Below are 22,022 nucleotides of genomic sequence, written 5' to 3'. Positions count from 1 at the left end.
CTCCAGAACGTCTCTTGCAGCTCCATCCTGACCTGCCCGCCGACGGACAACCGGTTGAAGTAGGTGGTGAGCTTGTCCTTATCCTGAATAACAACCGACAGGCTCACGTTGTTGCCTAGGACGAACGGCATGCCAGGGAATACGTCGGAGAACATCACTCGGCTGCCGCAAATCTGCAGCCGAGAGTGCATGACCAGCGACTTCGCTTCCTCCGGCAGCGGGTAGTTCGGATCGGCCGGCGTATCCCCGAACGTCATGATCTTCGGAGCTTCAGTCTCGAACACTTCCGCATAAAACTCCACCGCTTCTCTGCAATTCCCATTGAAGTTCAAGTAAATATCCAGTGCCACACGATTCACTCCTTCGCCATATGTACAGTTGGTTGCTTTTCCACGACACTATCATATCATGTCTTAATCGAGACTCCAAATGGAGTTGGTGTAAATTATAACATAGAAGCGAACACTGCTCCGCTGAAAAACACGGCTCACGCGGACTGCAGAATCTTCGCCTCCAGGCTCGTACGGATAAACCGCATCCGCTCACGGACGTAGAAGTCATAGGCCGCTCCGCGAAGCTCCTTCACCGATACCAGCTCGTCCGTATGATTATCGATAATCTCCAGGGAGCCGTTCTCGTAGAACTTGAACGTCAGATCGTCCCAGCGGGCCGCGGCATTATCCAGTATCGTCTCGATCTGGTTCAACGTCATGAGCTCATTGTCGTCGAGCATAACCTTGCGATAATAATCTCTTTCAATGAATCTGATTTTGTTTGCCGTCATAAGTAGCACCCCTCTCGGATAATAGGAACGTTTGTTCTATATCCCTATTATAGCAAACATTTGTTCGTAGTCAATATTTTACATTCTGTTTTTCAACTATTTTTCAAAGTTTTTTCAATGCTTTTCATAGACTTCCCCTGACTTGTTTTTCATCCGGTATTCCCTTGGCGACAACCCGGTTTTCAGCTTGAACAGCTTATTGAAATATTTCATGTCCTGATACCCGACATGCCGGGCTATCGCCGCTACTTTGTCTTCCGTGGCCCGCAGCAGCTCACAGCTCGTCTCGATCCGGCACTTGTGCACGTATTCGATAAACGTCATCCCCGTCCGGTCCTCGAATCTCCGGCGGAAATGGCGTTCGCTTAATCCGATATCCGAAGCGAGTGCCGCTGCCGTCACCCTCTCTCCCGGCTGCTCCCGCAGACGAAGCATACAGGCGTCGATCGAAGCGTCGAGCAGGCGATGCGAACCGCGATCCGGCCCCTTCGGCGTCCCTCCCATCCCGGTCCGCATGACGGTCCGTTCCAGATGGATCAGCACCCGAATAATCTCGGCTTGAATGATCAGTCTGAAGTGAGCCTCTTGCTTGCGAAACTCCTCCAGCATCGTATTGAACGCACCTTGCAGCACACCGTTCCGGTCCGTTCCATACAGCCAGGATTGCCCCGGGTATGTGCTCCCCAACAGACTATGCAGCGCGGAGCCTGGCACGAACGATTCGGCTAGCTGCCTCGCGAACGTCTGTTCGAACAGGCAGTTGTACACGATCAAGCTTCCCCCCCGTTGGACGGGAGACGATGGACGGAAGACGTGAGACGCCCCGACCGGCAAATAGAACAGATCCCCCTTTTTGACCGGTATCGTTAGCCCTTCGATATATTGGTAACCGCTGCCTTCGCTCACGTAGTTGATCTCGACGAATTCGTGCTTGTGCTGCTCCAATCGGAACGACTCCGATACCCGGTTGATATGAAAAGGCAGCTCCGGCGTCAAAAACAAGCTGCTGCTCGTCGTCGTAATCCTCAGCTCACTCATACGCATACTCCCATCTGGCTGATTTGTCCGAATCGACCCGGGTGTTAGTCCGAATCGACCCCTAAACGCTCGTTTCTCCCACATTATAATGAATTTGAAAGTTTGTAAACGGGAGGAGAACGCCAATGAGCGAGCAAACCAGCAATACAATCGTACAGCAATCCGAACGGCTGCCCGGATGGCAGGCCGACTGGATCTGGGGAACAGGTCCCGATAGTCCGCGCAACGAATGGCGCTGCTTCCGCAAATCGTACTCGCTGCCGCCGCAACCCGGCACCGCCGGAAGCGTCAACTCGGCTAGCGTCCGCATTACCGCCGACTCGCGTTACGTCTTGTATGTCAACGGAACCCTAGTCGGGCGCGGTCCGGTTCGTTCGTGGCCGTTCGAGCTGCGGTATGACGAATACGAGATCGGTCACTTGCTCCGGCCGGGAGACGACAATGTCATCGCGGTTCTCGTGATGCATTACGGCGTGTCGACGTTCCAGTATTTGCGCGGACGCGGCGGGCTGTTGGTACAAGTCGATCCCGGAGCCGGCTGCAGCCACACGTCGGATATTGTATCGGACGGCTCGTGGAAAACAGCGGTGCATGCCGGCCACGACGCGAACTCATCGCGCATTTCCTGCCAGCTCCCGTTCACGGAGATCTATGACGCCCGCACCTGGGATGAAGATTGGGTAAATCCCGGATTCGACGATAGCGGCTGGGCGCCGGCCAGGGTGATCGGACCTGCGGGGATCAAGCCGTGGGTTAAACTGGTCGAGCGGGACATCCCGTATTTGACGGAAGAACCGATATATCCTTCCCGCGTCGAGAGTCTGGCCGCAGTCAGGCCCGCAGCTTGGACGGCTGTGTTCGACGTTCGGGGGCTGCTGCAGCCGGAGAGTGCGGATCATGCCAACAACGTGATCTTCACGGCCTATATGGCGACCGTTATCCGGCTGGCGGAACCCGTCTCGTTCACGATCGGAATCGTCGACGAGGGCCGTGTCCCTGCGAAGATTAGCTTGAATGGGACCTGGTACGGCCGCGAGGCGTTTACCGGCGAGGTGCCGGAACGGTACCTTAAAGTGGAGCTCGAAGCCGGAGACCACTTCCTGCTGCTCGATGTCAGCGCCCACTGCCATGGTCATGGGTTCCATCTCGGCTTCGACTGCGACGCTCCGTTCGTACTGGTGAATCCGCTTGGCAACCAAGCGACGGATTCGGATGTCCCCCGAACCGCGTTCGCAGCGCTCGGTCCTTTTGATTGGGTGGAAGTAATCGATCATCAAGAGCAGCGCGAGCTGCAGAGCGATCCCGCCTATGAACAGGCTCGTACCCTCGCATCGGCCGAGGAACTGGTCGGGTTCGGAGCCTGGATCAAGCCGGTGGAACAAGCTTATCTGAATTCTACGGATGTATTCGGGGCATGCGTCTGGAAGACGGCAGAAATGACCTATCCTGTCCCCTATGACCTGCAAAATGCGGTCATCGCCGGTCCGAATGCCGCCGTCATCCCGGTCTACGAAGGACTCGACACGGAGTTCGTCATCGATTTCGGGCGCGAGTTGTCCGGCTATGTCACGTTCGACGTCGACGCGGCGGAGGGAACGATCGTGGACATGTACGGATTCGAATACATGCGCGACGGCTGGAAGCAGATCACGTACCAGTTGGACAATACGCTCCGCTATGTGTGCCGCGAAGGCCGCCAAACATATACGTCGTTCGTACGGCGCGGCCTGCGCTACTTAATGGTCACCATCCGCAATGCCGCGAGACCGGTCAAGCTGTATGAGGCGCATATGCGGCAAAGCAACTTCCCGGTCGCGGAGATCGGCAAGTTCCACTGCTCGGACGCCAATCTGAACGAAATTTGGAATATCAGCCGGCATACGACGAAGCTGTGCATGGAAGATACGTTCGTCGACTGCCCGGCCTTCGAGCAGGCGTACTGGGTCGGCGACGCTCGCAACGAAGCGTTGGTCGGTTACTACGTGTACGGGGTCAAATCCATCGTAGAACGCTGCCTGCGGCTCGTGCCGGGTTCCGAGTTCCAGACGCCGCTGTATGCAGACCAGGTCCCGAGCGGCTGGAACAGCGTTATCCCGAACTGGACATTCTTCTGGACGTCGGCCTGTTACGAGTATTACGTCTATAGCGGCGACCAGGCGTTCGCCGAGGCCATTTGGCCGCATATTCGCCTGACGCTCGACGCTTACCTGCTCAAGCTCGACGAACGCGGTCTCTTGAACATGAAGGGCTGGAACTTGCTGGACTGGGCTCCGTTCGAGCAGCCGCGCGATGGAGTCGTCACGCCGCAGAACATGTTCTTCGTCCGCGCCCTCCGTCACGCGGCCCAGCTCGCCGCCGCGACGAGCCATGCCGAAGAAGCCGAGCGGTACGGCAGCGTCGCCGAGCGGCTCCGGGACGCGATAGATACGCACCTCTGGGACGACGCCCGGCAAGCTTACGTCGACTGCGTCTACCCGGACGGCCGCCTGTCCGGCACGATCAGCATGCAGACGCAGGTGACGGCATGCCTATGCGGCATTCCGCGCGGGGAGCGGCTCGCGCTGCTGGAACGCTACGTGCTGGAACCGCCCTCCGCGTTCGTGCAGATCGGCAGTCCGTTCATGTCGTTCTTCTACTATGAGACGCTGGCAAGCATGGGCCGGTACGACGTTCTTGTTGACGATATTCGCACCCAATATGGCGCCATGCTGGAGCATGAGGCGACAACCTGCTGGGAGATGTATCCGGCGAGCGGGAAGTTCTACAACGAGAAGATGCAAACCCGCAGCCATTGCCACGCCTGGTCCGCCGGGCCTGCATACTTCCTCGGGGCGTACGTCCTGGGGGTGCGCAGCAGCACGCCGGGCTGGACGAAGGTGACCGTTGCGCCGCAGCCGGTCGGCCTCGCCTGGGCACGCGGCACGGTTCCGCTGCCGAGCGGCGGCCGTATCGACGTCTCGTGGAGGGCTGATGCCGCCTCCCGCCGGTTCCAGCTGCGCGTATCAGCGCCGCGGGGGCTGGAGCTCGACATTCAGGCGCCGGAGGGCTATGAGCTGAGCTTGGAGCGAGTGGAATTGGGATAGGCAGCCCTTAAGCATAGTGAGACCGTCCGGTAGTTAAACCGGACGGTCTCTTTAGCTATCGGGGCGACAATCGCGATTAGCGCTTCGCTCGATTCAACACAAGGGCAGCCAAGCAGAAAAGCGTCAGACCGGCTGCATACCCCGCCAGAATGTCCGTTAAGTAGTGGACGCCCAAATACAAACGGCTCGCGCCGACGACGAGCACCACGATAAGGCTCACTACGACAAGCAAAGTCCCTGCCGCTCGACCGCGATGCGGCAATCGAAACATGAGCAGCGCCGCAAACAAGTAAAACGCCGAAGCCATCAGCGCATTGCCGCTCGGGAAGCTATAGCCGGTCGCCTCCACCAGATGCTCGATTTCCGGACGTGGCCGTTCGAACAAGCCCTTCAGCCCCTTGTACGCGCCCCAAGCAACGGCCAGCTGCAGCAGGAGCAACAAAGCTTCCGGCACCCTTCGCTTTGCGATTAAAACGATCCCTACCGCGACCAGCACAATCGCGAATACATATGTAGTGCCCAACTGACTAAGCACCTTCGCAACCGAAGTCCAATTATCGGACCGATGGCTGAGCAGGTAGTCCTGGACCGCCTGATCGAACCCGATTGCGCCCGGACCGGCCTGGCCCAGCCAAACCGCCAGGGCGGCGAACCCCAACACCCCCGCGATCAACCCGATTATGTACATAGTGCTGCTTTGTTTTTTACGGTACAACATCTTCTGCCTCCTCGACTCTAGTTATGCACTATATGTAGGATGAAAACCAAAACATATCGTATCACACATAAGCCCTTGGCGGGCAGACCTATTTTTCATCTGAATGCAGCATGGAGCCCTTGAAGTACGGTGATGCAGTGGATATTGTCCGGATGGATGTTGTAGAATAGAAAGGATATCAGTGGAAGGAAGGGTTTCACACACATGTTCGTAGCGAATGATTGGAAGCAATACGAGCTGCTCGATACCGGCGGCGGGGAGAAGCTGGAGCGCTGGGGGGACGTCGTGCTGCGCCGGCCGGATCCGCTTATTATATGGCCGCTGGAAAAAGAGACCGCGGAGTGGCGGGGGGCGGACGCGCATTATCACCGCAGCAGCTCCGGCGGAGGGCAATGGGAGATGAAGCGCAAGCTGCCGGAACGCTGGGTGATCTCTTACGGCAAGCTGTCCTTCTACATCAAACCGACCGGCTTCAAGCATACGGGGCTGTTCCCCGAGCAGGCCGCGAACTGGAGCTGGATGATGGACAAGATCCGCTCGGCCGGCCGCCCGATCAAAGTATTGAACCTGTTCGCCTATACGGGCGGAGCGTCTGTCGCGTGCGCCTCTGCAGGTGCGGAAGTGTGCCACGTCGACGCCTCCAAAGGGGTCGTGCAATGGGCGAAGGAGAATTTGCAGCTATCCGGGCTGGGCGACAAGCCCGTCCGCTTCATCACCGATGACGTGTTCAAGTTCGTGCAGCGGGAGGAGCGGCGCGGCAACAAGTATGACGCCATTATTATGGACCCTCCTTCCTACGGAAGAGGGCCGAACGGCGAGACATGGAAGCTCGAGGACGACTTGTTCCCGTTCGTGCAGTTCTGCACGAAGATCATGTCGGACAAGCCGCTCTTCATGCTCATCAACTCGTACACGACCGGCCTGTCCCCTACGGTGCTGCACAATTTGTTGACGATGTCGCTCGGGCGCAAGTACGGCGGCACAATTACATGCGGCGAGATCGGCCTGCCGATCACCGCCTCCAAGCTGGTCATGCCGGCAGGGATCTTGGGGCGCTGGGAATCCTAACTACTCCCCACAAAGCTTTGTATTTACACAAAAAAGCGGTACGCGCAAGCGTACCGTTTTTTCGTTCCTCTATGCTCAATTCGCGACCTTGCCCAACAAAAATACGAGCAGCTGCTGGTTATGCGCGGAGATCCGGTCGAGCTGCGAATCGATAAAGGAATTGCGGATGTTCAAACCCCGCTCATGCTCGGCCAACCCTTTCTCCGTCGGAACGATCCAGACGATCCGGCGGTCCTTCTCATCCCGCTGGCGGACGATCAGCTCGTTCTTCTCCATCCGGTCGAGCAGGGTCGTGATCGCGGCCGGCGTCGTGTGCAGATACTCCAACAGGTCGGACGGCTTCAGATGCCCCTGGCCCTTCTGCTCCGCCTCCCGCAGCACTTCCAGCACATGCAGCTGCCCTTCCGTCAATGGGGCCAGCTCCGTCTCCAGATACAGCTTCAAGTCCTTCGAGATTTTGCTCCACAGTTTGGCGAACTCTATCGCATGCATGTCCAATCCCTCCCGTACGTTAAGTACTCTTGTCTCTTATTATACCAGCGGCAAATGTCGGATTAAAGGTTAATCCCGTTAATATTTTCACTCAGAAATCGAGTCCATCGTTAACCTTTCGCTAGGCTTTTACATATATTGCACTAAAACAGGGAAGAAAAAGGTCGAACGGAGTGTACTCGAAAGGAGCGGACGAAAAAGATGGACCAAGCCCGCAAGCTGGAGATCGTCAAAAAGGCTATGACCGAAGGAATCATAAACGACCCACAATGGCTGAATAAGCTGGATGAGCCTATGCCAGTGTGGGCCGTCATGGAATTGTTCTTGAACTTGATCGAGAAACTCGACCCGCCTTACGAATCCTACGACTAAGACTCGACATCCGGGGTCCCGGCAAAAGGATCAGCCGTGCAAGCCCCGCTTCTGGACGACCGCGATCTGATCACCCTTGCTCACCGGAATGACCGACTTGCCCGGAGATTTGCGTTCCTCGATAGGCGCTTGCTCGGATGAGAACGTCAGCTGATCCCCGGACTTCAGAATCGCGCTCATCTGGAGCGCATGCTTCACGAAGAACGCTCGAACCAGGTGGGAGCCGTTCGAACGGACCCGCTTCCCATCCTTGAACTCGAATGTGATGATTCCTTTGCCGCCTCGGCCCTGGATCGGGTAATCCAGCAACAGAGAGCTCTTCGCATAACCCAGGTCGGAGATAACGAGAATTTCGCCTTCCTCGCCTTCCACCCACTCGGCCGACACGACTTCGTCGTCTTCGCGCAGCTGGATCCCGCGCACGCCTGCCGCGGCGCGTCCCATCGGATTGATCTCCATTTCCCGGAACCGGATACTCATCCCGAGCTTCGTCACGAGCAACATTTCCTTCGTGTTGTCGCTTAACCGGACATGCATGACCTCGTCCTGGTCGCCCAGCTTGATCGCTACGATCCCTCCGGAACGGTTCGTATAGTATTCCTTAAGCTCCGTGCGCTTCACTTGCCCCCGCTTCGTCACGAATACGAACGACTTGTTCGGCTCTTCGAAATCCCGGACCGGGATCACCTGCACGATCCGGTCATCCTTGGCGATCGGCAGCACGTTCACGATGGCGGTGCCGTTCTCCTTCCACTTGTACTCCGGCACTTGGTGGACCGGCAGCAGGAACGATTGCCCCTTCTGGGTGAAGATGAGCAGGTTGTCGATCGTATTGACCTCGAGCCAGAAACGGACGAAGTCCTTCTCCTTCACCCCCGTGCTCTCCAGCTCTCCGCCGGAGCGGTTGAAGCTCAGCATGCTCGTCCGCTTCAAATAACCTTCATGGGTCAGCGTTACGAGAACATCCTCCGGCGTCACCATCACCTCGAGGTTTACCTTCAGCTCTTCCACTTCGCCCTGCAGCTCGGAGCGGCGGTCGATCCCGTACTTCGCCCGAATCTCCAGCATCTCTTCCTTGATGACGCCCATCAGCTTTTTGTTGCTTTCCAGGATGGAGCGCAAGTAAGCGATCGTCTTCTGAACTTCCTTCAATTCCTTCTCGATCGAATGAATCTCCAGGTTCGTCAGCCGGTACAGCTGGAGGACGAGAATCGCGTCGGCCTGGCGCTCGGTGAAGCCGAATTGGTTGACCAAATTATTTTGCGCATCCTGGCGATTCTTCGACGCCTTGATCGTGGCGATGACTTCGTCGAGAATATTAAGCGCCTTGGCCAGCCCCTCCAGGATGTGGGCGCGGTCCTCCGCCTTCTCGAGCTCGTATTGGGAGCGGTGGGTCACCACTTCCTTCTGATGTTCGATATAGGCGTCCAGCATCGGCTTGAGCCCGAGCTGCATGGGGGTTTTATTGACGATGGCGACCATGTTGAAGCTGTATGTAACTTGAAGATCGGTTTTCTTCAGCAAATACGCGAGAATGCCGGCCGCATCCGCGTCCTTCTTCAGCTCGACGACGATGCGCAGCCCGTTCCGCCCGCTCTCGTCGCGGACTTCGGCGATGCCCTCCACCTTTTTCTCGAGCCGGATGTTCTCAATGGAGGTGACGAGCTTCGACTTCACGATCTGATACGGAATCTCCGTGATCACGATCTGGTGCCGGCCGCCCTTCATGTCCTCGATCGCCGTCTTGGCCCGGATGTAGATCCGGCCTTTCCCGGTTCGGTAAGCCTCGCGAATGCCCTCTTCGCCCATGATGATGCCGCCGGTCGGGAAGTCGGGTCCCTTGATGACCGTCATTAGCTCCTCGAGCGACATGTCCGGCTTGTCGATGACCGCCACGCAAGCGTCGATCACCTCGCGCAGATTGTGCGTCGGGATCTCCGTCGCGAAGCCTGCGCTGATGCCGCTCACGCCGTTGACGAGCAGGTTCGGAAAGCGGGAAGGAAGCACGACCGGCTCCTTCGCCGTGTTGTCGAAGTTGTCCTTGAACAAGACGGTCCGCTTCTCGATATCGCGCAGCAGCTCCATCGCGATCGGCGACAGGCGCGCTTCCGTATACCGCATCGCGGCCGGCGGATCGTCATCGAGCGAGCCCCAGTTGCCGTGGCCGTCGACGAGCGTGTGCGCCATCTTCCACGGCTGGGCCATCCGCACCATGCCGTCGTAGATGGAGGCGTCGCCGTGGGGGTGGTAGTTGCCCATCACGTCCCCGACGGTCTTGGCCGATTTGCGGTATGGCTTGTCCGGCGTGTTGCCGGACTCATACATGGCGTACAGAATCCGCCGTTGCACGGGCTTCAGCCCGTCGCGTACGTCCGGGATCGCCCGGTCTTGGATAATGTATTTGGAATAGCGGCCGAATCGGTCGCCTACGACTTCTTCCAGAAATGCGGGTAAAAATTGTTGCGGTGTGCTCATGAACTCTCATCACCTTCCACTAGCTCTTACAGTTATTCCACGAACTCGGTAAAGTCCACGTTCTCGATAATCCAACGTTTGCGCGGGTCGACCTTGTCCCCCATCAGGGTGGAGACCCGACGCTCCGCCTTGGCGGCGTCCTCGATCTGCACCTGCAGCAGCACGCGCAGCTCCGGATCCATCGTCGTTTCCCACAGCTGTTCGGGGTTCATCTCGCCCAAGCCCTTGTAGCGCTGCAGCTCGACCGACTTGCCCAGCTCCTTCGTAATCGCGCTCAGCTGATCGTCGGAGAACGCATAACGGACGACCGTGTTCTTGCCGCCCTTCTTCGTCACCTTATAGAGCGGCGGCTGCGCGATATACACTTGGCCGTTGTCGATGAGCGGCTTCATGTAGCGATAGAAGAACGTGAGCAGCAGCACCTGAATATGCGCTCCGTCCGTATCGGCATCGGTCATGATGATGATCTTGCCGTAGTTGCTCTCCTCCGCCTCGAATTCCGAGCCGACGCCGGCTCCGATCGCCGAGATGATCGCCCGGTACTCGTCGTTCTTCAGAATGTCGGCGAGCTTCGCCTTCTCCGGGTTCATCGGCTTGCCCTTCAGCGGCAGGATCGCCTGGTGGCGCGAGTCGCGCCCTTGCTTGGCCGAGCCCCCGGCGGAATCGCCTTCCACGATGAACAGCTCGTTGCGCTGGTAGTCCTTCGACTGGGCGGGCGTGAGCTTGCCGTTCAGGTTGGAGCTCTCGCTCTTGCCCTTCTTGCCGTTGCGCACTTCCTCCCGCGCCTTGCGGGCCGCTTCGCGCGCCTTGGCCGACTGGAGCGCCTTCTTCAGCAGCTGCTGCGCGACCTGCGGATTCTCCTCGAGGAACACGTCCATCTTCTCGGAGACGACCGCATCGACCGCGCTTCGCGCCGACATGCTGCCGAGCTGGTCCTTCGTCTGCCCGACGAATTCGACCTCGCCCATCTTGACGTTGACGACGACCATCATGCCTTCGCGCAGGTCGACACCCTCGAGGTTTTTCTCCTTCTCCTTCAGCAGGCCGGTCTTGCGCGCATATTCGTTCATGACCCGCGTATAGGCGGTCTTGAACCCGGTCTCGTGCGTCCCCCCGCCCCGCGTCGGGATCGAGTTGACGAACGAAGCGATCGTCTCCGTGTAGCCGTCGTTGTACTGGAACGCAATCTCGACTTCGATCTCGTCTTTCTCCGCGGCGAAATGAATCACGTCATGCAAAACGGTCTTGTCCTCGTTCAGGAACTCGACGAACTGCTTGGCGCCGCCCTCGTACTGGAACGACTCCTGCTTGTCCGTGCGCTCGTCCTTGATCGTCATCTGCAAGCCCGAGTTGAGGAAGGCGATCTCCTGCAGCCGCTCGGCGAGCGTATCGTAGTTCAGGGCGACCCCGCCCTGGAACACCCGCTTGTCCGGCTTGAATGTGACCTTCGTACCGGTGCGGTTCGTGTTGCCGATCACCTCGAGCCCGGTTGTAGGCTCCCCTACATGCTCTTTGCCGTTCGTGTCGACCCAATATTCGAACCGCTGGCGGTGGATTTTGCCTTCGCGCGAGATCTCTACCTCGAGAAATTCGGACAGAGCGTTCGTAACCGAAGCCCCGACTCCGTGCAGACCGCCGGATTTTTTGTACCCGTTGCCCCCGAACTTCCCGCCCGCATGAAGCATCGTATAGACGACCTGAGGCGTCGGAATGCCGATCTTGTGCATGCCCGTCGGGATGCCGCGCCCGTTGTCCCGTACCGTCACCGAGTTGTCCTTATGTATGGTAATGTCGATCTTCGAGCAGTATTTGGCCAGATGCTCGTCCACCGCGTTGTCAACAATTTCCCAAACCAGATGATGCAAACCCGACGCACCGGTGCTGCCTATGTACATCCCAGGCCTTTTCCGAACGGCGATTAAGCCTTCCAGCACTTGAATATCATCCGCTTCATATCCGGTAGGAGCGTTGACAGGCGCCGTGCCTTGTAAAAGATCCAATTGTTCGGCCATCGCGTATGCCCCCATTCCTCAAAGTTGTAACATATTATGCATTATATCATCGTTTTCCATTAATTTAACACGTCTTTTTTCGTGAAGCTCCAGAAAGAAACCGCGATCGCGGCCGCCGTCCAGACCGATAAGACGATCAAGGAGAACGCGAGCGTCATGCCCTCGACCGGCGGCAGAGACCCCGATAAGTAATCGGTCAACTGCAAATTGACCATGAACAAATACTTGGCCGTCTCCCAAGACGAAGCCATGTTCGTCAAGATCGTGCCCGCGATCAGCACCGCTAGCATAATGCCCATTCCCGCCGCCGTGCTGCGCACGAGCACCGAGATCATCAATGACATACAGCCTACCACAAATGCGGAGAACCACACAAGTCCCATCTCCATGAGCAGGAACAACGCTTGCGGCACAGGATGCACAAAGGTGAAGTCAACCTCCGTCCCGACGACCTTGAAGCCGCTGAAGACGGGGATATCCCAGCCCCCATATCCGAACACCGCGCCGGAGATCAGGTAGCATAAGGCCGCTGTGGAAAACACCGTAAGCGAGACGTAAAACACCATGGCGATGAACTTGCTGAGCAGCACTTTCCACCGCCCTACGGGTCGCGTGAGCAAGAGCTTGATCGTCCCGGTCGAATGCTCGGAGGACACGAGGTCGGAGGCGATCACCATGACCATGAGCGGGATGAACAGCCCGATCGCATTCCGGAGAAATCCGATCGTGAACGTGACGCCGTTCGGCGATTCCGGGTTCACGTCTTTGTCCAGGTAATATTGCAGCACTCTCACCTGTACCCGCATGAACTTCTTCCATTCCTCGGGCACGCGGCCGCTGCTCAGCCGATTCGTATAATCATTGATTTTCTGCTGGCTGACAAGGCGCCAGTCTTGCTCCCCGAACTGCTTCTTCGTATTCTGGGCGACCCGCATTTGGGCGTATGTGAAAATGGGAATGAGGGCGAGCAGGATCAACAGGACGACGAAAAACCGCCGCTTCTTCATAATCTTGATCGTCTCGTTCTGCACGAGCGGGTACAGGCCGACCTCGGAGCTACTCAATTCTCTCGCCCTCCGTCATGTTCAAGAATAATTCCTCCAGCGTAGGATTGTTCAGCTGAATGCCGTACAGCTGCACCTTCGCCGCCACCAGCTTCTCGGTAAGGCGCGGGATATCCTCCGTCTCCATCTGCGTCACGATCGATGCCCCTGCGGCCGCGGTCCCCAAAGTGTCGCGCGGAGTTGCCGCCACCGCCACATTCCCGCTGGCTTGTGCGGGGATACGGTCGTTCGACGGAGGCGTAATGGCTGCTGTGTCGGCGGCCCCTTCCGCACGGAGCACGGTCAAGCCCGGCTCGGCCTCAAAGACGCGCATCGCCGCCTCGAGCGGGCTGACGCTCCAGACGATACGGCTGCCCGCCTGCTTCAACAGCTCGCTCACTTCCCCGACCGCGAGCACCTCGCCGTGGCTGATGATCGCCACGCGGTCGCACAGCTGCTGGATCTCACTCAGGAGATGACTGGAGACGAATAGGCTAAGCCCCTGGCTCGCCAGATGCCGGATGAAGTCGCGCATCTCCTTGATCCCTTGCGGATCGAGCCCGTTCGTCGGCTCGTCCAGGATGAGCAGGCTCGGCCGGCCGAGCAACGCCTGGGCGATACCGAGCCGCTGGCGCATGCCGAGCGAATACGTACGCACCTTGTCATGGATGCGGGCGTCGAGCCCTACGATGTCCACCACCTCGCGGATACGGTCCTCTCCGATCCCCACGAGCATCCGGGCGAAGTGCTCCAGGTTGTCCCATCCGGTCATGTAGCTGTACAGCTCCGGATTCTCCACGATACAGCCGACGCGGCCGAGCGCCTCGTTATGCTGCCGCTGCACGTCGTAGCCGCATACCTCGATCGTCCCTTCCGTCGGTTTGATCAGCCCCACCAGCATGCGGATCGTGGTCGTCTTGCCCGACCCGTTCGGGCCGAGGAAGCCGAAGATCTCGCCCTCGCCCACGTCGAACGAAACGCCCTTGATGATCATTCGGCGGCCGATCTTCTTCTTCAGGTTGCGGACGGACAGTACCTTCGGTTTCTGCTCGCTCATCGTTACGCCCCCTCTCTTTTCACGTTCTTATTGCAACGCTTGCACCACACGGTCCGCGATTCGCGCATAGCCGGCTTCGTTCGGGTGGAAATGGTCCGAATAAATGTACTTGGAGAAATTCAGCTGGAACAAGTCGAACGTCGGCACATAGACGACATTCGGATAAGCTGTCGCGGTACGGAAGATGGCGTCGTTCCATTCGGCCACGTGAACCGAAGCCGGCCTCATCTCAGGCAAGTCGTAGAACGGATTATACACGCCGACATAGACGATTGTCGCCTTTGGGTTCATCTGTGCGAGCTTGGCGATAATTTGCTCCATTCGCTTGAGCGGCTCCGGCAGACGCTGCCGGACTTGCTCCGGGTTCAGCTCGTCGGTCTCGGTATTAAGGACGTCTTGCGAGATCGCGAACAAATCGTTGCCGCCCATCGTGAGCATAATCAGGTTCGCCCTCTCGATTCCGTACGCCACCCCCGTCTGACCTTGCAAATCCTTGAGCAGCTGGTCCGTCTTGTACCCGTTCACCGCATAGTTGCCGATCAGATTGACCGGCTTGTCCAATTTTTGTTCGAGCTTCTCCTTTACATTGAGCACATACCCTTTGCCGCTCGTGTCGCCCGTTCCCTTAGTCAGCGAGTCGCCCAGAGCGACGATCCGGATCGTGTCTTCGCTAAGCGGAATATCCGGGCTTGGCTTCTCAGGCTCGGCCATATAGGCGGACGGCTGCGGATTCAGCACATCCATGGCGGCATACACGAGTCCGAAGACGAGCAGCGCCGTCGTCAGCAAAGCCGTCAGTCCGACGCTCCTCCACATGTACCGGGTTCCCCTCATCATGCTCCCCCTCAACGACTTGATCATGGTTGGTAAAATGTTCTTTCTTGTAGAGTAAAGCTTCCTTTTTCATTTTGCAAATGACGAATATGGAAATTCCCTGCCAACAGCGGCCATACTTGCGGAAAATCATCCCCCAGCGCCCAAAAGCTGATCCCTCGCAGCCCGTACTCCTTCACCAGCTGAAGCTTCGCTTGCATGCTGCGGGCATCCTCGAACCAGACGACATGCTCTTTGCCGGATTCATCGTAATAGTGGAAAAACGGTGATTGGGCGGATTCATCGTACTGAATAGGGGCACCAACGTCCCAGGCTAGGTTGACCGCTTCTTGAGCGCTTAAAGAAGTTGCGAACCTGCCATCGGCCTTATAGGGGAGCGTCCAATTGTAGCCGTAGAGAGGTGCGCTCATCATAATTTTGCTGCGCGGGATTACCGTTACCGCATAGTCGAGCACGCGCCTCACCTGCGACACCGGCGCCACCGCCATCGGCGGGCCTCCGGCCCAGCCCCACTCGTAGGTCATAAGGATGACAAAGTCGACCACGGCTCCATGTGCGCCATAATCGTGAGCTTCGTACCAGAGACCGGGCTGTTCCCCGCTCGTCTTGGGCGCGAGCGCGGTCGAGACGAGCCGTCCGATCGCGTGCATCCGTACGGTCAGCTCCTTCAGGAAGTCGGTATACCGGTCGCGGTCTGCCGGCGGAATGTGCTCAAAATCGACGTTGACACCTGCGTAATTCATCTTCTGCACCGTGTTCTCAATATTCACAAGCAGCTTCTCCCGGGCTACAGCATCCGCCAAGACCGCGTGAGCCACATCCAAGGAGAAGACGCCGTTCTCGGTGTTCGTCAACACCATCAGCGGGAGCGCCCTCGTCATCGCAATCGCCTCCAGCGCCGGCACTGCAGGAGCGGGCTTCAGGGAACCGTCGGGGTTCACGATGTATTGGAACAAGCTGATATACGTCATATATCGAGCCGTCTCCTCCACGATCCGGCGGTCGCGCTCGGCTTCCTTCGTGGTCTCCAAATACCCGTTCACTTGGATGGTGGTCTTCGGCCCCCATAACATGGGGCTAGGAATACGCAACCGCATGCCCGGATACAGCGAGAACGGACTTACGAGCCCGTTCACCCAGGCGATCGCGGCCATGGGGACACTATATACGCGAGACAGCCTCCACAGCGTATCGCCAGGACGAACCGCGTGGATGCGTTCGTATACGGGAAGGAGCAGCGCTTGCCCCGGGACGAGCCGGTTCGGATCGTCCAGCCCGTTCAAGCGGATCACATCCCCCACGCGTACGCCGTACCGGCTGGCGATCTTCCAGACCGAGTCGCCCGGCGCTGCCGTTACGATTTGCATGCTCGCCAGCCCCTTCCCCTTGTTCTACCTGCACTCCAGCGTATCGTTTCTATGGGTATTCCGGGCAACGGGGAAAATGACGGGTCCGGTGTAAATATTTCGGGACGGCACTGCTTTTCTTCTGCTGTATGCGCGGCGCAGTGTAACGCTGACGGGATACCGAAGTCCGCCTTTGAGTGAAGAGGGAAAACCTCCCTCTCTTCCGACGCAAACCGCCCGGTTCGCGCGTACCAGAGGGAAAACCTCCCTCATTTTGGGCCATCATCCCCAGTAACCAATGGTTTTCGCAAAAAGTGAGGGAGCTTTTCCCTCATAGAAGTCTCAAACCGCTTGAATCGGATGAAAGAGAGGGAGAAAATCCCTCTGTTGGGGCGGGTTGTTAAAAGTAACTTTTCTACTTTACAGCATGACCACCCGCCGAATCTACACTCCAAATTCCGCTTTCCAGTGTGGGGAGGCGTGGGGATCGGAATATCTGCGTTTACTCGGCGGGAGGCGGATTGTGCGTGGAAACTAGGCGTTTAAGCATCCAGAAAATGCAAAAAGAACCCTTTCGGGTTCTTATATGCATCCCTTACCCTACCTAACCTTACCTTGCCTTCCGCCTGTGCTACAGCTTGCGCAGCTTCACTCCGACAGCCGCGTGGTCGGCGCCCTTCGTCAAGATCAAGTGCGCCCGGGTCCGCGTCGGCTGAATATTCTCCTTCAGGTTGCGCAGGTTGATCTCGCGCCAAATGCCGGTCGCCGTCTCCACCGCGTCTTCGTCGCTTAAGCCCGAATACCGGTGGAAGTAAGAGTTCGGATTCGCGAACGCGGTCGTGCGCAGCATCTTGAACCGCTCCACATACCATTCCTCGATCTCCGATTCCTTCGCATCCACATAGATCGAGAAGTCGAAGAAGTCGGAGACGTACACCTCGCTCGCCGCCTTGCCTTTGCCGCTGGCCGAGGAATGCCCCTGCAGCACGTTGATGCCCTCCACGATGAGGATGTCCGGCTGGCGGATCACCTGCTGCTCGTCCGGCAAAATATCGTACGCCAGGTGGGAATAGATCGGACAGCTCACCTCGGGCAAGCCCGACTTGATGTCGGCCAGGAACCGGATGAGCTTCCGCGCGTTGTAGCTCTCCGGGAACCCTTTGCGCTTCATCAGTCCGCGCTCCTCCAGGATCCGGTTCGGATACAGGAAGCCGTCCGTCGTAACGAGATCGACCTTGGGATGGCTCGGCCAATGGGACAGAAGCGCCTGCAGGACGCGGGCGGTCGTGCTCTTCCCCACCGCGACGCTGCCGGCGATCCCGATAATATAAGGCACCTTGGCCGTGTGGTCGTTCAGGAAAATTTGCGTCGCCCGGTACAGCCGCTGGGTCGCTTCCACGTACAAGTTCAGCAGCCGGGACAAAGGCAAGTAGATGTCCTGGACTTCGGCCAATGAAATTTTATCGTGAAGGCCCTGCAGCTCCTTCAGATCGTGCTCGTCGAGGGTCAAGGGCGTCACGTCGCGCAGCTTCGCCCATTCCTCCCGCGTGAAAGCTTTGTAAGGCGTGAATGTGCCAATCGTCGAATGCGGGGCTTCCGCCATGAAGTGGTCTTCCTTTCTATATTAAACGGCGTCGCCCAAAAACTTGTACTGTGCTTCCACCAAGCCGTAGTAAATGCCCCGTTTCTGCATCAATTCGTCGTGGCTGCCTTCTTCCATCAAGCGACCGTGGTCCATGACGATAATTTTGTCCGCGTTGCGGATCGTGGACAGCCGGTGCGCGATAATGAACGATGTGCGGCCGACGAGCAAAGCTTTGAGCGCTTCCTGAATGCGAAGCTCGGTTTCCGTGTCGATGCTGGCTGTAGCTTCGTCCAGGATGAGCACGCGCGGATCGGCGAGCAAGGCCCGGGCGAACGAAATCAGCTGGCGCTGCCCCATCGACAGCACGTTGCCGCGTTCCTCGACCTGTGTCTCATACCCGTCCGGCAAGGCCGCGATAAAGTCATGCGCATATACGGCACGTGCGGCGTCCTCGACTTCCTTGTCGGTCGCGTTAAGGCGGCCATAGCGGATATTGTCGCGAATCGAGCCCGAGAAGATGAACGTATCCTGCAGCACGATGCCGACCTGCGAACGCAAGCTCTGCAGCGTGAAGTCGCGGATATCTTGCCCGTCGATCAGCACGCGCCCGGCCACCGGATCGTAGAACCGGCACAACAGGTTGATGATCGTACTTTTCCCGGAGCCGGTGTGACCGACCAAGGCGATCGACTCGCCGGCCTTAGCCTGCAGGCTCACATTGCGCAGGGCAGGGCGGTCTTTCTCATATTCGAAAATAATGTTCTCCAGCTGGATGCCCCCGGTAATCGGCGGCAGTTCCTTCGCATCCTTCTTCTCGCCTACGGTAGGCTGCTCGTCTAGAAACTCGAAGATTCGCTCCGAGGAGGCCATGGCGATCAGCATCTGTTGGTACATCTGCCCAAGCCGGTTGATCGGCTCCCAGAAGTTCCCGATGTAGTTCGCGAAGGCGACGAGCAGCCCGATCGTCATCGCGCCCGTGGAGACGAAGTGCGCCCCGAGCCAGAACAGGATACACGTACCAATCGCTGCCGTCAGCTCGATGATAGGACCGAATGTCTGGTTCAGCATCGATGCGTTGTTCCACGTCAGCCGGTTCACTTGGTTCATGCCGTCGAAGTACTTCATGTTCTCGCGCTCTTGCGTGAACGCCTGCGTCACCTTGATCCCCTGAATGCTCTCCGCCAAGTGGGAGTTGATACGCGACGTCTTAACCCGCACGTCTTGCCAGGCGATCCGGATCGTCGTGCGCAGCTTGCCGGAGACGACGAACATGACCGGTACGGTTACAATGATAGCCAAGCCCAATTTAAAATTCAAGGTAAGCAAAATCACGATAATCCCGATCAACTGGATCGAGTCGATCAGCAGGTTGACGACCCCGTTGGTGAACAAATCCTGCAAGGAGTTGACGTCGTTCGTAATCCGTACGAGGACCGAACCGGCGGGACGCTTGTCGAAAAACCGAAACGACAGCTGCTGAATATGCTTAAACAAGTCATGTCGGAGGTCATAGATCACATTTTGCCCGATCATATTCAAGTACCGGATCCGGTAACTGTTTACGAACCATTGGACGAGATAGAGCCCCACCATGCTGCTGGCAATGATTATAAGCAGCTTGCCTTTGCCGTTCGCAATCGCATCGTCGATCGCGAGACTGATGAGATACGGGATCGTCAGCTTCGCCATCGTTCCGAGCAGCATCGCGACCAGGATAATGGGCAGCAGCTGCTTGCGGTACGGCTTCAGATAGGCGGCCAATCGCTTCAGCTGCGACCAGTCGAACGATTTGTCCATCAATTCGTCGTCTTGGTAGACAAAGCGTTCCTTCTGCTGAGAATCTTGTGCGGCGTTTGCCTGTTTCTTGCTCACTTCGCCAACCTCCGTTCGATTTGTTTTCTCACGAGACTCGGATGGTCGGAGTATTGGATTTTATACGTTTCATAGTAACGCCCCGGCTCCCGCAGCAGTTCCTCGTGGGTGCCTCGTTGAACGGTACGGCCTTCATCGAGGACGAGGATCTCGTCCGCATGCTTCAGCGAGGAGATCCGGTGTGCGATAATGAACGTCGTGCGGCCCTTCATCAATTCCCGGAAGCCGGCCTGAATCTCATGCTCAGTCTCCATATCGACGGCGCTCGTCGCATCGTCCAGGATGAGAATCTTCGGATTTTTGAGCAGCGCCCGTGCGATGGCGATCCGCTGCTTTTGTCCGCCCGACAGCCCCATACCGCGTTCGCCGACGATCGTGTCGTACCCTTCCGGCAGCTCCATGATGAAATCGTGCGCCTTCGCGAGCTTAGCGGCATGGATGATCTCCTCCATGCTCACGTCACGGCGGGAGTATGCGATATTGTTGCGGATCGTAGACGAGAACAGGAACGTCTCTTGGAACACGAGCGCGATCTGTTCTCGGAGGCTGCCCAGCGAGATGTCGCGAATGTCCGTCCCGTCCAGCGTGATGCGTCCGTCTCGAATATTGTAGGCGCGCATCAGCAGCTGGATGACGGTCGACTTCCCGGATCCGGTAGGCCCGAGCAGGCCGATAACGGAGCCCGCCTTCGCATCGAGCGAAAAGTTCGTGAGCGCCGGCTCCTTGTCCGGATAGGCGAAGGTGACGTTCTCGAAGCGGACATTCCCTTGCACCTGCTCTTTATTTAGCTGGATGGCGTTATTCTTGTCTTTTACATGCATATACTGATTCAGAATTTCAAGGACGCGTTCGGCCGAAGCTTTGGATTGCGTGTAGTTGTTGATATGCAAGCCGATATCGCGCATTGGGGCGATGATATACCAGATCAAGCTGAAGAACGCAACCAGCTCCCCGATCGACATTTTATCCTGAATGACGAACCAGCCGCCGGCCGTCAGAACCATTACGATACAGAAGTTGGACAAAAACTCGAGCATCGGGAAAAATTTCGCCCAGGCAAACGCCAGCGTAATATGGTTCGCCTTGTATTCCCCGCTCTGGGTAGAGAACTTCTCCACCTCGTGCGGCTCTCGTGCAAACGATTTAACCGTCCGGACCCCGGTGATGTTCTCCTGTACGGCCGTGGTCAAGTTGCTCATCGCCTTGCGCACCGAGCGGAACGCCGGGTGGGCCGTCTTCTCGAACCGCAGCGCCGTCAGGGCCACGAACGGCACGGAGATGAACGCAATCAGCGTCAGCCGCCAATCCAAACTGAACATCATGATGGAGCCGAAGCCGATCATAAGGAACACGTTCAAAATTTGAGCGAACCCGAAGCCGATGAACTGCCGGATTGCTTCCAGGTCGGCGGTCAGCCGGGACATGAGGTCCCCGGTCTTCGCCCGGTCATAATATTGAAAGGCCAGGAATTGCAGTTTCTCATACAGCGCATTCCGCATATGATACGAAAGCGTGTTGCCCACTCTACCCCCCAGGAACCCGTGCAAAAACTGAAAGCTGGCCTTTACTGCAATCACTCCGATTACGGAAAGTGCGACGTACGGGACCAAGTTGTAGTTTTCCGCCCTGATGACATCATCAATGAGGTAGCGAAGCAGGTTCGGATATACTAATCCGAGCGCGGTGGAGCACATGAGGCAGAAGATCGATAAAAATAACCACCGCTTGTCTTGCCAGTAAAACTCTTTCATTTGCTTTAAAACGTTCATTAGGCTCCTCCTCGGGCGTGAGCATACGGAGTAGCTTGGCTTGAAGCTCCCCTTTGTTTGCCGCACCGAAAGCATTTTCAATCTTTATGCATCTTAACACCATCCCCCCCACCCCGCAATCAGTAGAAACGGGAGAAATGTTCATAAAGCCTCTTAAATCTACGAATTTAGAGAAAAACGAGACGTAATCCATACGTATCTCCCAAATCGTCGTGATACGCTTTGTTGTATACGGTTTCATGAAAAATGAAAAAACCGGGCTTTGCGTCTAGGATCAACAACAGAAAACCCTTGCCCGCTCCCCGCAAATGAAGGGCCTCCGGCCGCTGTTGAAACCAAGTCCCCGGATTGATTTTGTCGGAGAAGGGACTTGGTTTCAAAGGCGGACGGCGTGGGTCCCCCACGCCTCCTGCGGCTCCTTCATTAGCACTACGCTGGGTTGTTCCGTGTTGACCATCTCAAAGCAAAGCCCGG

17 protein-coding genes are annotated in these 22,022 nt (G+C 57.4%); 3 read left to right on the top strand and 14 right to left on the bottom strand.

The genetic code is table 11. From position 1 onward, the window contains the following. From ACI5FR_RS23440 to ACI5FR_RS23430, 3 genes are all read right to left on the bottom strand, one after another. Positions 1-350, bottom strand: a 350-nt coding sequence (locus tag ACI5FR_RS23440) for a VOC family protein (protein ID WP_405458874.1), incomplete at its 3' end; no start/stop codon positions are given. A gap of 137 nt (positions 351-487) precedes the next feature. Continuing rightward, positions 488-784, bottom strand: a complete 297-nt coding sequence (locus ACI5FR_RS23435) for a hypothetical protein (RefSeq protein ID WP_405458872.1) — start codon at positions 782-784, stop codon at positions 488-490. A 114-nt stretch (positions 785-898) separates the two neighbouring features. Beyond that, positions 899-1,822 carry a helix-turn-helix domain-containing protein gene (locus ACI5FR_RS23430; RefSeq protein ID WP_405458869.1) on the bottom strand — a complete coding sequence of 308 codons (924 nt, stop codon included), beginning with the start codon at positions 1,820-1,822 and terminating at the stop codon, positions 899-901. A 125-nt stretch (positions 1,823-1,947) separates the two neighbouring features. Between ACI5FR_RS23430 and ACI5FR_RS23425 the strand changes: the two genes are divergently transcribed. After that, positions 1,948-4,905 carry a family 78 glycoside hydrolase catalytic domain gene (locus ACI5FR_RS23425; protein WP_405458866.1) on the top strand — a complete coding sequence of 986 codons (2,958 nt, stop codon included), beginning with the start codon at positions 1,948-1,950 and terminating at the stop codon, positions 4,903-4,905. A gap of 76 nt (positions 4,906-4,981) precedes the next feature. On the opposite strand, the gene ACI5FR_RS23420 is transcribed toward ACI5FR_RS23425, so the two are convergent. Continuing rightward, the gene (locus ACI5FR_RS23420; protein WP_405458864.1) at positions 4,982-5,623 is read right to left on the bottom strand and encodes a phosphatase PAP2 family protein; all 642 of its coding nucleotides are present in this window, start codon (positions 5,621-5,623) and stop codon (positions 4,982-4,984) included. A 204-nt stretch (positions 5,624-5,827) separates the two neighbouring features. Between ACI5FR_RS23420 and ACI5FR_RS23415 the strand changes: the two genes are divergently transcribed. After that, positions 5,828-6,691, top strand: a complete 864-nt coding sequence (locus ACI5FR_RS23415; RefSeq protein ID WP_405458862.1) for a class I SAM-dependent methyltransferase — start codon at positions 5,828-5,830, stop codon at positions 6,689-6,691. Positions 6,692-6,766: 75 nt separating this feature from the next. On the opposite strand, the gene ACI5FR_RS23410 is transcribed toward ACI5FR_RS23415, so the two are convergent. Beyond that, complete coding sequence (locus ACI5FR_RS23410; RefSeq protein ID WP_405458860.1) at positions 6,767-7,183, bottom strand: MarR family winged helix-turn-helix transcriptional regulator; 417 nt, start codon at positions 7,181-7,183, stop codon at positions 6,767-6,769. 201 nt (positions 7,184-7,384) lie between these two features. Here ACI5FR_RS23410 and ACI5FR_RS23405 point away from each other — a divergent pair, with 201 nt between their 5' ends. Then, entirely contained in the window at positions 7,385-7,555 is a 171-nt protein-coding gene (locus ACI5FR_RS23405) for a hypothetical protein (protein ID WP_405458858.1), read from the top strand. Between the two features lie 30 nt (positions 7,556-7,585). On the opposite strand, the gene gyrA is transcribed toward ACI5FR_RS23405, so the two are convergent. From gyrA to ACI5FR_RS23360, 9 genes are all read right to left on the bottom strand, one after another. After that, positions 7,586-10,030, bottom strand: coding sequence for a DNA gyrase subunit A (gyrA, locus tag ACI5FR_RS23400; protein WP_405458857.1), 2,445 nt, complete (start codon positions 10,028-10,030; stop codon positions 7,586-7,588). A gap of 32 nt (positions 10,031-10,062) precedes the next feature. Next, positions 10,063-12,042, bottom strand: coding sequence for a DNA topoisomerase IV subunit B (parE, locus tag ACI5FR_RS23395; protein ID WP_405458855.1), 1,980 nt, complete (start codon positions 12,040-12,042; stop codon positions 10,063-10,065). A gap of 59 nt (positions 12,043-12,101) precedes the next feature. Further along, positions 12,102-13,106: an ABC transporter permease gene (locus ACI5FR_RS23390; RefSeq protein ID WP_405458853.1), complete on the bottom strand. Its 1,005-nt coding sequence runs from the start codon at positions 13,104-13,106 to the stop codon at positions 12,102-12,104. After that, positions 13,099-14,142: an ABC transporter ATP-binding protein gene (locus ACI5FR_RS23385; protein ID WP_405458851.1), complete on the bottom strand. Its 1,044-nt coding sequence runs from the start codon at positions 14,140-14,142 to the stop codon at positions 13,099-13,101. Before ACI5FR_RS23385 ends, ACI5FR_RS23390 begins: the two co-directional genes overlap by 8 nt. 27 nt (positions 14,143-14,169) lie before the next feature. Next, the gene (locus ACI5FR_RS23380) at positions 14,170-14,958 is read right to left on the bottom strand and encodes a GDSL-type esterase/lipase family protein (protein ID WP_405458849.1); all 789 of its coding nucleotides are present in this window, start codon (positions 14,956-14,958) and stop codon (positions 14,170-14,172) included. A 41-nt stretch (positions 14,959-14,999) separates the two neighbouring features. Then, on the bottom strand, positions 15,000-16,343 hold the full coding sequence (locus tag ACI5FR_RS23375) for a glycoside hydrolase family 18 protein (protein WP_405458847.1): 1,344 nt from the start codon (positions 16,341-16,343) through the stop codon (positions 15,000-15,002). 610 nt (positions 16,344-16,953) lie between these two features. Continuing rightward, complete coding sequence (coaA, locus tag ACI5FR_RS23370) at positions 16,954-17,925, bottom strand: type I pantothenate kinase (protein WP_405458844.1); 972 nt, start codon at positions 17,923-17,925, stop codon at positions 16,954-16,956. 21 nt (positions 17,926-17,946) lie between these two features. Beyond that, on the bottom strand, positions 17,947-19,779 hold the full coding sequence (locus ACI5FR_RS23365; protein WP_405458841.1) for an ABC transporter ATP-binding protein: 1,833 nt from the start codon (positions 19,777-19,779) through the stop codon (positions 17,947-17,949). Beyond that, positions 19,776-21,548 (bottom strand): ABC transporter ATP-binding protein, encoded by a 1,773-nt coding sequence (locus tag ACI5FR_RS23360; protein WP_405458839.1) that lies wholly within the window; start codon positions 21,546-21,548, stop codon positions 19,776-19,778. Before ACI5FR_RS23360 ends, ACI5FR_RS23365 begins: the two co-directional genes overlap by 4 nt. Between the last annotated feature and the right edge of the window lie 474 nt (positions 21,549-22,022).

The sequence above is a fragment of the Paenibacillus sp. HJGM_3 genome, assembly GCF_045062745.1.
GTDB lineage: Bacteria > Bacillota > Bacilli > Paenibacillales > NBRC-103111 > Paenibacillus_AA.
The sequence above is the reverse complement of the archived record's forward strand: the minus strand, read 5'-3'. Positions and strand labels throughout refer to the sequence as shown.